Below are 11,701 nucleotides of genomic sequence, written 5' to 3' on the forward strand. Positions count from 1 at the left end.
ATTTTGTAACGCTTGAAGACGCTGAGGGTAAATTAGTCCGCTTTTCAGGCTATTAACGCGGTACTTATCGCCTAAGTAGCATAATAGCGCTTAATATAAAGCCATTAGCTAATTAGTCTGGGTTTTTTTTAATGTAACTAGTTGTTACTAGCTACTAAAGTTAAATAGCTCCAAGCCTTGAAATGTAGTAAATTAGGCACAATAGTTTAGTATAGTTTTATTCATATTTAAAATATCAAACATCACAAGAGGTCATCAAGTTGAGCGATATGGCAAAAAATCTTATTTTATGGTTAGTTATTGCAGTTGTATTGATGAGTGTATTTCAGAGTTTTACTCCGAGCACTTCACCAGATCAACAAATGGATTACACCCGTTTTATCAAGGATGTGCGTCAAGGACAAATTCGCGATGCGAGTGTTGACCGTAATGGCGTAATCACTGGTGAAAAACGTAGTGGTGAAGCATACAAAACCGTAATACCTGGTGGCTATGATCGTGATTTAATTAACGATCTAGTTAAGCAAGGTGTGCGAGCGGAAGGTAAATTACCGGAAGAAACCAGTTTTCTAACGACTATTTTTGTTTCTTGGTTCCCAATGATCCTCCTTATTGGTGTATGGATTTTCTTCATGCGTCAAATGCAAGGTGGCGGTGGTAAAGGCGCTATGTCATTTGGAAAATCTAAAGCACGTCAATTAAGTGAAGAGCAAATCAAAACCACTTTCGCTGATGTCGCTGGTTGTGATGAAGCCAAAGCAGAAGTTGAAGAATTGGTTGATTACTTAAAAGAGCCTGATCGTTTCCAAAAATTAGGTGGCCGTATTCCTTCTGGTATCTTATTAGTTGGTCAGCCAGGTACGGGTAAAACCTTACTGGCAAAAGCCATTGCGGGTGAAGCAAAAGTACCATTCTTTACTATTTCCGGCTCTGACTTTGTTGAAATGTTTGTTGGTGTTGGTGCATCTCGTGTACGTGACATGTTCGAACAGGCCAAAAAAGCGGCTCCTTGTATTATCTTTATCGATGAGATCGATGCCGTTGGTAGAAAACGTGGTTCTGGTATAGGTGGTGGTCATGATGAACGTGAACAAACATTAAACCAAATGTTAGTTGAAATGGATGGCTTTGAAGGTAACGAAGGCGTTATTGTTATTGCTGCAACTAACCGTCCAGACGTATTAGACCCGGCATTACTTCGTCCAGGTCGTTTTGACCGTCAAGTAACGGTTGGTTTACCTGATATTCGTGGTCGTGCACAAATTCTAAAAGTACATATGCGTAAAGTGCCCCTAGGTGATGATGTTAAAGCAACAGTCATTGCTCGTGGTACGCCAGGTTTCTCGGGAGCAGATTTGGCAAACCTTGTCAATGAAGCCGCTTTAGGAGCCGCACGTAAAGCACTTCGTGTTGTTGGTATGAAAGAATTTGATGCAGCCAAAGACAAAATCATGATGGGCTCAGAACGTAAATCTATGGTGATGAGTGAGTCAGAAAAAGCAATGACCGCCTACCATGAAGCCGGACATGCCTTAATTGGTCGTTTGGTGCCAGATCATGATCCTGTTTATAAAGTAAGTATTATTCCTCGTGGCCGTGCCCTTGGTGTGACTATGTACTTACCAGAGCAAGACAGGTTTAGTCATTCTAAGCAGCACTTAGAAAGTAATATTTCTTCATTGTACGGTGGACGTATTGCGGAACAATTGATTTACGGTAGTGATAAAGTGTCTACTGGTGCATCAAATGATATCGAACGTGCGACGGACATTGCCCGTAAAATGGTGACACAATGGGGCTTATCTGAAAAGTTAGGGCCAATGTTGTTTGCTGAAGACGAAGGTGAAATTTTCTTAGGTAGTTCTTCGGCTAAATCTTTCCATTTGTCAGCAGACACCGTTAAATTAATTGATGAAGAGATTAAAGCGGTGATTAATCGTAACTATCAACGTGCGGAAGACTTAATGAAAGAGAACATTGATATTCTTCATGCCATGAAAGATTGCTTGATGAAGTATGAAACCATTGATGCTTTACAAATTGATGATTTGATGGCGAGAACGACTGTTCGTCCACCAGCAGATTGGGATGATAAAGATAGCGACGATTCTACCAAAAAGAACGGCAATGGTGATGCCTCTGCAGACGTAGAAGCAACGAGTAAAGATGCTGAGTCGGCTAAGGACACTGAGGAAACTAGCCCAGTAGAGCCTGATGCGAGCAAGCCTAGCGGCGATACTCCTTCAACTTAATACGTTTTTAAAAATAGTAAAGCCTCGATATTTACCTTAAATATCGAGGCTTTTTCATATGTGGAAATCAGCAAAATCGACTTGTCTCTCTATCCAGAGTTCAGGTTAACTAACAATAAAGATTAATAAATGACACAAGATGAATCCTTATCAAGCAGCCTAGGCAAAGCAAATATTACTAGTCGACCACAAGTTATGGGCATTTTAAACGTAACCCCTGACTCCTTTTCCGATGGTGGTAAATTTGCAACCTTTGATAAAGCATTAGCACAAGTTGAACAAATGATTAGCGACGGTGTTGATATTATCGACATTGGTGGGGAGTCAACTCGTCCTGGCGCTGTTGAGGTTAGTGAAGAAGATGAACTAGCGCGCGTTATCCCCTTACTTAAAGCCATTAAAGCAAAATTTACTGTCAAGGTATCAATCGATACCAGCAAAGCTGCGGTTATGTCTCAGGCAATCACTCATGGCGCTGATATTATAAATGATGTGCGGGCATTACAGAATGAGGGATGTTTAGCGGTACTAGCAAAAAGTAAGGTACCGGTGTGTTTAATGCATATGCAGGGCTTACCGCGTTCAATGCAAGAAAACCCGCACTATGATGATGTGATTGGTGATATTAAGCAGTTTTTCATCGAGCGTATTAAGGTTTGCGAACAAGCAGGTATTAACCGTGAACGCCTTATTTTAGATCCCGGCTTTGGCTTTGGTAAAACACTAAAGCAAAACTATCAATTATTGGCTCAGTTACATCAGTTTAGTGATTTAGGCTTACCGCTATTATCTGGAACCTCGAGGAAATCAATGATAGGTGATTTATTGTCACGTAATGTCGATGAACGTCTTGCAGGTAGTCTTACTACCGCTATAATAGCCGCACAGCAAAATGCGAGTATTATTCGGGTACATGACGTTAAAGAAACGGTCGATGCCCTAAAGGTTTTATCCATGACCGCAAAGTACCAGTACTAACTTTCAGCATTAGCTATCAACATTAGCTATCAGTGATGGGTACTGTAAGCATAAACATAATTTAAGTTAGTGAAACTAACAAAACTAGCAGCGAAGCGATGCTGCTATTGAATAAATATATAAGGAAAAACTATGTCTGATCGTAAATATTTTGGTACCGATGGTATCCGTGGTTTAGTTGGCAAAGGCCCTATAACCCCTGAGTTTGTCATGAAGCTAGGTTATGCTGCCGGTAAAGTGTTAGCCGCGCAAGGAACAAAAAAAGTTTTAATTGGTAAAGATACTCGTATTTCAGGTTACATGCTGGAATCAGCCCTTGAAGCGGGTTTTTCAGCAGCAGGTGTCGATATCGGCTTGCTTGGTCCTATGCCAACCCCTGGTATCGCGTATTTAACTAAAACATTCAGAGCCGAAGCCGGCATTGTTATTAGTGCCTCGCACAACCCTTTTTATGATAATGGTATTAAATTCTTTTCACAATCAGGCGAAAAATTGCCTGATGATGTTGAATTAGCCATTGAAGCCGAGCTTGAGAAACCAATGGATTGTGTTGAATCAGCTCAGTTAGGTAAGGCTACTCGCATAAATGATGCGGCAGGGCGTTACATTGAATTTTGTAAAAGTAATTTCCCAACGCGAATGTCATTGCAAGGATTAACCCTAGTAGTTGATTGTGCTCACGGTGCAACCTATCACATAGCGCCCAATGTATTTCGTGAATTAGGCGCTAAGGTTATCGAAATAGGTACTTCGCCTAATGGCACCAATATTAATGATGGTTGTGGCGCCACATCAATGGATGCAATCAGCAAAGCGGTAGTTGAGCACAAAGCTGATCTTGGTATTGCCCTTGATGGTGACGGTGACCGCTTGATGATGGTCGATCATACCGGTTATGTTATTGATGGTGATGAAATTATTTATATCATCGCCTGTAATGATATAAAATCGGGTCGCAAAGGCGGCGGTGTTGTTGGCACCTTAATGAGCAACATGGGCTTAGAGTTAGCTTTAAAAGAATTAGATATCGAATTTGCGCGTAGTAATGTTGGTGATCGCTACGTTATGGCCATGTTAAAAGAGAAAGGCTGGCAACTCGGCGCGGAAAACTCAGGTCATGTTATCAACCTTAATCACACCTCTACCGGTGATGGTATTATTGCCGCACTTAATGTACTTACCGCAGTAACTAAGCAAGAAAAATCATTATTTGAGTTACGCCAAGGCATCACTATGTTACCGCAACTGCTAGTGAATGTGCGTTTTTCAGGGCAAGATAATCCATTAAACGATGCTGCTGTACTAGCCGCTGTTGATGAAGTAAATGAAACCTTAACAGGTCGAGGTCGCGTATTATTACGTAAATCAGGTACTGAACCCTTAATTCGCGTTATGGTTGAAGGACCTGATATGGATGAAGTAACACTACTAGCTAACAAAATCGCCGATTTTGTGAAGCTGGTTAAATAGTATTGCCAATAAATGCATACCTTAATACGGCTTAAACCTCGACGAAACTACTACAAAACGGTAGCGTTAAGAAAGTAAAACCGCTATTAAAACTGCATTATAGGAAACACCGCGTTATAGTCTTCTACTCAAAAAATGAGTGAATTCTTGTCTAGATTGGTAAGTAAGTATAAAAAACCTGCAACCAGTAAAAGATATTGTGTGAAATACTTGTATCTTTTACGTAGGTTAGTTACTATCTCGCGGCTTCATTTTAGCAATCACTGCATTTAAAAACTGAAGTGATAAGAAAATAACCTAGGCTAAGAGGTATAAATGACTAGACAAGCAATTGTAGCCGCAAATTGGAAAATGAACGGTGACTCAGCCCTAGTTGATACTATGGTTTTAGGATTGGCAGATGTTAAACTATCTTCACACGTTGATGTAGTTATCTGTCCTAGCTTCCCTTATTTATCTGAGCTTACTCAGAAAATAAAAGCGGCTAAGTTAAATGAAGCTATCCATGTTGGCTCACAAAACGTAAGTGAACATGAAAGTGGTGCTTTCACAGGTGAAATATCCACAGCTATGTTGAAAAACTTAGCGATTAACTATGTAATAGTTGGTCACTCTGAACGTAGAAGTCTCTTTAAAGAAACCTCTACCCAAGTTGCTAAGAAAGTTCATGCGGCATTAAATGCCGGCTTAACACCCATCTTATGTATTGGTGAAAGTGAAGCAGAACGTGCAATAGGCGAAACAGAAACTGTGTTATCTGCACAGCTTCAGCCAGTTATCGATGAAATTGGCATAGAGAAATTTAATGATGTTGTTATCGCGTATGAGCCAGTTTGGGCTATAGGTACAGGGAAAACAGCATCAAGTGCCATGGCACAAGAAACACATCAGTTTATTCGTCAATTTTTAGCTCAGCAAAACGAGCAGGTGGCGGCTAAAGTACCATTACTCTACGGTGGCAGCGTTAACGCAGCTAACTGTGAAGAATTATTTGCACAAGCTGATATAGACGGTGGTCTTATTGGTGGAGCTAGTTTAAAAGTGGAACAATTTAAAATCATTTGTTCCGCAGCGAAAGGAAAATAGAAATGTTGTATCAAGGTTTAATTATCGTTTACGTACTTATTGCTTTAGCACTTATTGGATTAGTATTAATTCAACAAGGCAAAGGCGCAGACATGGGCGCATCTTTTGGTGCTGGCTCTTCGGCTACAGTGTTTGGCTCAGGTGGCTCAGGTAACTTCCTAACATCTGCAACAACCTATTTAGCCGTAGCATTTTTTGCTATCAGCTTAATCTTAGGTAACATAACAGCGAGCAAAACCAAAGCGGTTGATGAGTGGGATAACTTAACTGTTCCTACTGAGCAAGCGGTTGATGCTATTCCTGGTGAAAGCCTTGAACCTGCGACATTACCAGCTGCACAGAACAGTGATGTACCTGCATCAGACGAACCTGCTAAGAAAGAAGATAACAGCAACGTTCCTGACTAAACTGCTCTGATTAAATTAGCTAAGCCTCAACTTAGTGAAAAGCTAAAAGTTTAATAATCTAGTATTGCGCGGATGTGGCGGAATTGGTAGACGCGCCAGCTTGAGGGCGGAGCGCGCCTATGCGATTATCTCTTGATAATTGAACGTTTTTTGCTTAGTTAACATATAAAAACTAGCGTTTCATAAAGTTTAATGCGGTCGTGGCGGAATTGGTAGACGCGTATGCTTGAGGGGCATATAACTTAGGTTGTGGGGGTTCAAGTCCCCCCGACCGCACCACTAAACTTATGAAAACAACCTTTAGAGTCATGTTTTGTGTTGAAGTGCTTGTTTTATAAAATATGCAAAAACATGGGTCAAAATGATTTACCTTCTTTTCTGAACATACTTGTTATGATAATAAATTAAGAATTTAAACCAACTTTATTAATCATAAACAACCCACATTCCTTCGTTAATAACATATCTTAATTTGCCTTATATTTATTGTTCACCTTCCCAACTAAGAATAATGAAGATTGAACTTGCGGTGTCATATAAATTATGAAGACTTGCAATAAAAACAGCAATGAGAGTGGATTCTAGAATCAACTTAGCAAAAAAATATGATTCAACTATCTGCTTGCTATCTAACAAAACTAATGCGATCAATGCAATAATAATAAATGAAAGTTGTTCAATTATAGATAATTTTAATTGGGACAGTGTGGACTGAAAATCACCACCATGTTGTTTCAAAATATCATGCAACTTTGTCATTAGAATACTACCTGTTGTCGTATTAATAGCTAAAAGTGCGATTAATAGTGATATTAGGTTTTCATCAAGAAAATTGATCAAATAATTTGAATCTATGGATGAACATAAATATCTAACCAGACCACCAAGTAATATGAAAAGCGAACTGGTTTTTAGATATTCTAAAATCATAATTTTAAAAACCCCATTAACGTTTCTAAAGATTCTATATTTAAATTTTCGACAATTAGCTCGTCTAATTCAATTGTTCTGTTTGTCTTTTGCGTATGAACTGAACGTTTCAAGCCATTAACTTTAAATATTATATCCCCCCCACCTTCAGAAGCATATTCAACTAAACCATCAATAACTTCATTGTTATCTATTATTTCTAAAGCCGCATCATCAGCAGAATTAAATTCTAAGCATGTTTTATGTGAGTTGGTATCAATATTGATCTGCTTTAAATCAACTTTTAAGCACTTAGAAATATTTGCCATATTTGGTGATATGAGTTCAAATCTAACAGAAGTTATTTTACCTCGATTGGTGTGAACAATATTCCAAAACTCTTCTTTGTCAAAAAGCACTTCAACTTGCATTGTTAACTGCATATTGTTTAGGTGAGCCTTCAAGCTATCACTTATAATATTTACAACAACACTTGTTGAAGAGAATGCTTTTGAATTTTTCGATATAGCGATATATTGGTTGTCAGGTCTATTGTTGATAATTACTGTAATATGAGGCCAATTATTTATACGCTCTTTATCAAAGTTCTCGTTTTCTATTTCTACTGATTTTTGTACACCGAGCTTAAATACGAACCAGTCTCCCTTATTTAACACCACCATTTGGTGCAAAATATTAGAACCATTTTTTAAATCTGGTAAGTTTGACAGGATTTCATGAAATAAATTGTTTTTTTGTTCTTTTAATTGCTCAGTATTTAGTATTTTTCTATATAAATCTGGCTGAACTTCTTGAGTCACAGGAAGTAATTGATATCTATACAAGTCAAAAGTGACATTTTTATACTTCATTTTAATCCTTTAAGCTTATCTGTGGTTATAGTGGTGTGTTTAAACAAACCACTATATCTGAATCTTACTTTCCATTGCTGATATTAATATTTACCATACAAAGCACCTACTTACCATAGGTAACGCTCTATAATATATGATAAAACTTACATGATAATACGTGTAAAACCTTAGCGAAATAGTCACCTATTAGTTAGGCCTTATCAAAAGCTTTAATGTTAGCTATTTTTTAAGTTAGTACACAATATGTTGTTGGCAATGCTATTTTTGAAAATTAACCGTAAAGGGTATATGAATTAATCATATCAATGAGCTAACTTAATTTAATATTTTGATTTATAGGGGGGATTTTTGGGTCAATATAAATACGTATCCAATTGATATTAAAAGTATTTAAATGTACTTAAATGTTGGTTTGATACGACGTGCGCGCCTACGTATGTTGTTGTTTTTAAAGGGTTTAAGGTGTTTAGGTACACTGTATTGAGGGGCTGGTGACTTAGGTCGTGGGGGTTCAAGTCCCCCCATCCGCACCACTAGATTATACAAAGAAGTCCAATAAAGACCGGTTAGCCCTTTAAGAATAATGGCTCCCGGTTTTTTTATGTCCAGAATACTCCAACTGAATCCATCTAAATCCACGTTTTTATGTAACACCCAATGTAACATCACGCTTAGGTTAAACTAGACGGTGTTACATAAATAATGTAACTTAATGATATTCATAGTGAATACTAAAACTACTGGTGTTACATGGCTAAAATTACCAAACCACTGACAAATACTGAAGTCAAACAGGCTAAAGCAAGGGATAAGGAATATAACCTATCTGATGGTGACGGCTTACAGCTACGGGTTAAACCTAGTGGTTCAAAACTTTGGCTTTTTAACTATCAACGACCTATCAACAAAAAAAAAGCTAATCTCAGTTTAGGCAAGTACCCAGCTTTATCCTTAGCCGATGCTAGAAAGTTACGTGAACAGGCCCGCTCATTGTTGGCCAATGATATTAGTATCATCTAAGGAGAAAGTAGTAGATTTTGAAGATGTGCTTATTGGTAAACCACGTCATTTTGATCTGCTTTAATGGCATTGGACATTTGAATTCTCAGGAGTTAACTTGTCAACAGTATAAATCAACAACAAAGTAAGATTTAAAAATGTCTGAATCACATATCGCTCAAGTTGGGTTTTTAATGCCTGTAATATCTGATTTGATGGGGTCAGGAGTAAATGTTGAACGTCTGTTAATAACATCTGGCTTAGATAGGTTTAAGTTAAATGATCCTAACCTCTATGTCCCTGTTGAGTTTATGTACAAGTTCTTTGATCAAGTCCACCGTCAACAGGGTATTGATGAATTGGCAGTGCAATTTTCAGAAAGTATTGAATTAGCTACCTTATCGCAATGGGGAGAATTAATTGCTCTTGCACCTGATCTTTTATCTGCTTTTCAATTTGGCGTTAAAAATAATGGTGTACTTTTAAGTAACCAGCAATTGGATTTAGAAATTAATGGAGCCATTACAACCTTCCGACAACGTTTTACTGATAGCTCAAGCTTTGGTAGAAATCAAACTGAGTACCTTGCTTTTTCATTGTTGATAAGAAGTGTCCAGTTAGCTACAGGGGGTAATTGGGCTCCATTAGAGATACATTTTCAAAGCAGTACTATGCCTAATATAGAGTCGTTATTTCCTTCGGGCTGGAATGCAAAAATTTTCTTAGGACAACCCGCAACGGCAATAAAATTCCCAACGTCTTTGCTGACAAAGCCGATGTCAGGAGCGGGCCTATCTTCTCATCTGTCAAATAATTTCCCCGGAACAGGATCGTTGTCATCGAGAATTGAGAGATTGTTAGATTCAAAACATGATTATTTACATATGAATGCTGGCTTGATCACGGACATGACAAGTTTATCCACACGCACTTTACAGCGAAACCTAGCAGAAGAGGGTGAATCCATGTCGAGTATTATCGATAATTGGCGTTTTAAAAAGTCTTTGGAGATGTTAGTAATACCAAATATTTATATAAAAGAAATTAGTGAATTCCTAGGTTACAACGATGTTTCAAATTTTAATCGTGCTTTTCGTCGTTGGACTAACACTACACCTTGTGACTATCGCGAAGGCTTATCGAAAGTTACAAGTATTTAAGTTAACCAGATATAACCAGATGGCGCAAAATGACCATTTCTTTTCAAGTTATCTAACACTATCATCACTAACTTGCGTGACTATTTCGCTCCACACCTTTCAATAGACTTAAAAACAAAGGAATGTATGATGCTTCATCGTTTAAGTTTTGCTGTAATTAATTCTCTTTCCAAGGATATGTTGGAATTAATAATTGATAAAAACATCTTGGTTAGCATTGAAATGGTGGAAGAATTTGATGACTATATCGAACAAAACTTTCAGCATAGTATTGGTATATTAATTAATAAAATTAATGACTATAAATACAGCTTTGAAGCTAAGTTGGTGCTTGGCTCCTCACCACTAATTCAAGCTGTAGCTATTTTAAATCACTACACAGCGGGAGCGTCTGATACGAAAAATATTGAACAATTACGAGAGTTAGACAAGCTTAATATGAAAATATTTTCGGGTTTAGAATTTGATCGCGCTCAAGCCATTGACTGGCTTACTACAGAGTTAAGTGTGACTACGCAAAATGTTTAAAGTTACCCTTTAAGGCTCACTTTCACCACAAAACAGACTAAATTTATTTGCTTAAATCATTCAAACAAATCTAATTTATGATACAGCGGTAATACCTTTTCATTTCATATACTAGATTGGCAGAAGATGAAGATCTTTATATTTTTTAATATAGATATCTTAGTTCACATTACATTTATCGAAAATAACAAAGGACTAAGTATCATGGGTAAACGGATTCTAGTGGTCGACGATTCTAGAGCAATGCGCTAAATACTAACGGTCAATTTAGAGTCCTTTGGATACAATGTTGTAGAAGCTGAAGATGGCTTAGATGGGCTATCTAAAGCAAGAATTAATAAATTTGACTTAATTATTACTGATATAAACATGCCAAACATGAATGGCTATGAACTGATTAAATGTCTTAGAGTTGAAAAAAAACATCAATATATTCCAATATTAGCCACCTCAATAGAGAGTTGCGCTACAGCGAAGAAGCAAGGGAAAGAAGCAGGAGTAACAGGTTGGATAGTTAAGCCTTTTGATCCTGCCAAGCTTGAAGTCACGGTAAAAAGAGTGCTTTAACCTAAGCTGGTTTTTTATTTGCATAATTTCTATTACTAAACATCACTTATAGAATAGCAGTCACTTAATAATTATTAGGAAAGTAGATGAAATTTACACACTGGGTACGAAATTTGGTTTTAGTGCTAATGACGGCAACGTTAATGGCTTGTGGTGGAGGTGGAGACACCGAAACGGAAAAGCCAGCCCCAGAACAACCCCCAATTGAAACTCCGATAGACAACTCAAAAAAATATTCATTGGCAATGAGTTACCAAATTTTAGAGTCTGTTGCTGGCTGCCTTAATGGCGGTATTGAAATAAAAACAGGAATAGATGAAAACGGTAATGGCTCTTTAGATACCTCAGAAGTAGACAATACAGACATTGTTTGTCATGGTACAAATGGCTCAGATGGTAGCGATGGCTCAAATGGCACAGATGGTAGCGATGGCTCAAATGGCACAGATGGTAGCGATGGCTCAAATGGC

The 11,701-nt window shown here is 37.8% G+C and carries 11 protein-coding genes, 1 tRNA gene and 1 pseudogene; 11 read left to right on the plus strand and 2 right to left on the minus strand.

Annotation, left to right across the window (positions count from 1 at the left end):
- Positions 1–260: 260 nt before the first annotated feature.
- The 6 genes from ftsH to F580_RS0101905 all read left to right on the plus strand — a co-directional run bounded on the left by ftsH (position 261) and on the right by F580_RS0101905 (position 6,472).
- Complete coding sequence (gene ftsH, locus F580_RS0101880; protein ID WP_026301187.1) at positions 261–2,252, plus strand: ATP-dependent zinc metalloprotease FtsH; 1,992 nt, start codon at positions 261–263, stop codon at positions 2,250–2,252.
- Positions 2,253–2,381: 129 nt separating this feature from the next.
- Complete coding sequence (gene folP, locus F580_RS0101885; RefSeq protein ID WP_019026002.1) at positions 2,382–3,230, plus strand: dihydropteroate synthase; 849 nt, start codon at positions 2,382–2,384, stop codon at positions 3,228–3,230.
- Positions 3,231–3,362: 132 nt separating this feature from the next.
- Positions 3,363–4,700 (plus strand): phosphoglucosamine mutase, encoded by a 1,338-nt coding sequence (gene glmM / locus F580_RS0101890; protein WP_019026003.1) that lies wholly within the window; start codon positions 3,363–3,365, stop codon positions 4,698–4,700.
- 315 nt (positions 4,701–5,015) lie between these two features.
- Entirely contained in the window at positions 5,016–5,786 is a 771-nt protein-coding gene (gene tpiA / locus F580_RS0101895) for a triose-phosphate isomerase (protein ID WP_019026004.1), read from the plus strand.
- A 2-nt stretch (positions 5,787–5,788) separates the two neighbouring features.
- Complete coding sequence (gene secG / locus F580_RS0101900) at positions 5,789–6,193, plus strand: preprotein translocase subunit SecG (RefSeq protein ID WP_019026005.1); 405 nt, start codon at positions 5,789–5,791, stop codon at positions 6,191–6,193.
- Positions 6,194–6,387: 194 nt separating this feature from the next.
- Positions 6,388–6,472: transfer RNA gene (locus F580_RS0101905), tRNA-Leu, on the plus strand.
- Positions 6,473–6,676: 204 nt separating this feature from the next.
- Here the strand turns inward: F580_RS0101905 and F580_RS0101910 are convergent.
- A complete protein-coding gene (locus tag F580_RS0101910) occupies positions 6,677–7,123 on the minus strand; it encodes a hypothetical protein (protein WP_019026006.1) in 447 nt (148 codons plus the stop codon).
- The gene (locus F580_RS0101915) at positions 7,120–7,974 is read right to left on the minus strand and encodes a hypothetical protein (RefSeq protein WP_019026007.1); all 855 of its coding nucleotides are present in this window, start codon (positions 7,972–7,974) and stop codon (positions 7,120–7,122) included. The genes F580_RS0101910 and F580_RS0101915 overlap by 4 nt, the downstream gene beginning before the upstream one ends.
- 753 nt (positions 7,975–8,727) lie before the next feature.
- On the opposite strand from F580_RS0101915, the pseudogene F580_RS0101925 reads away from it, so the two are divergent.
- The 5 genes and pseudogenes from F580_RS0101925 to F580_RS26540 all read left to right on the plus strand — a co-directional run.
- Positions 8,728–8,985, plus strand: a pseudogene (locus tag F580_RS0101925) (integrase arm-type DNA-binding domain-containing protein); the annotation flags it as partial.
- Between the two features lie 149 nt (positions 8,986–9,134).
- The gene (locus F580_RS0101930) at positions 9,135–10,136 is read left to right on the plus strand and encodes an AraC family transcriptional regulator (RefSeq protein ID WP_019026010.1); all 1,002 of its coding nucleotides are present in this window, start codon (positions 9,135–9,137) and stop codon (positions 10,134–10,136) included.
- Between the two features lie 126 nt (positions 10,137–10,262).
- A complete protein-coding gene (locus F580_RS0101935; RefSeq protein WP_026301190.1) occupies positions 10,263–10,664 on the plus strand; it encodes a hypothetical protein in 402 nt (133 codons plus the stop codon).
- Between the two features lie 252 nt (positions 10,665–10,916).
- Positions 10,917–11,231 (plus strand): response regulator, encoded by a 315-nt coding sequence (locus F580_RS23730; protein ID WP_245560583.1) that lies wholly within the window; start codon positions 10,917–10,919, stop codon positions 11,229–11,231.
- Between the two features lie 86 nt (positions 11,232–11,317).
- A partial coding sequence (locus F580_RS26540) for a DUF7151 family protein (RefSeq protein WP_026301191.1) occupies positions 11,318–11,701 on the plus strand: 384 nt, incomplete at its 3' end.

Source organism: Colwellia piezophila ATCC BAA-637 (genome assembly GCF_000378625.1).
Classification (GTDB): domain Bacteria; phylum Pseudomonadota; class Gammaproteobacteria; order Enterobacterales; family Alteromonadaceae; genus Colwellia; species Colwellia piezophila.

Bases quoted from the DNA above. Each gene is read 5' to 3' on its own strand.
- folP (WP_019026002.1), top strand. From the start codon at position 2,382: ATGACACAAGATGAATCCTTATCAAGCAGCCTAGGCAAAGCAAATATT.
- glmM (WP_019026003.1), top strand. From the start codon at position 3,363: ATGTCTGATCGTAAATATTTTGGTACCGATGGTATCCGTGGTTTAGTT.
- tpiA (WP_019026004.1), top strand. From the start codon at position 5,016: ATGACTAGACAAGCAATTGTAGCCGCAAATTGGAAAATGAACGGTGAC.
- secG (WP_019026005.1), top strand. From the start codon at position 5,789: ATGTTGTATCAAGGTTTAATTATCGTTTACGTACTTATTGCTTTAGCA.
- F580_RS0101910 (WP_019026006.1), bottom strand. From the start codon at position 7,123: ATGATTTTAGAATATCTAAAAACCAGTTCGCTTTTCATATTACTTGGT.
- F580_RS0101915 (WP_019026007.1), bottom strand. From the start codon at position 7,974: ATGAAGTATAAAAATGTCACTTTTGACTTGTATAGATATCAATTACTT.
- F580_RS0101930 (WP_019026010.1), top strand. From the start codon at position 9,135: ATGTCTGAATCACATATCGCTCAAGTTGGGTTTTTAATGCCTGTAATA.
- F580_RS0101935 (WP_026301190.1), top strand. From the start codon at position 10,263: ATGATGCTTCATCGTTTAAGTTTTGCTGTAATTAATTCTCTTTCCAAG.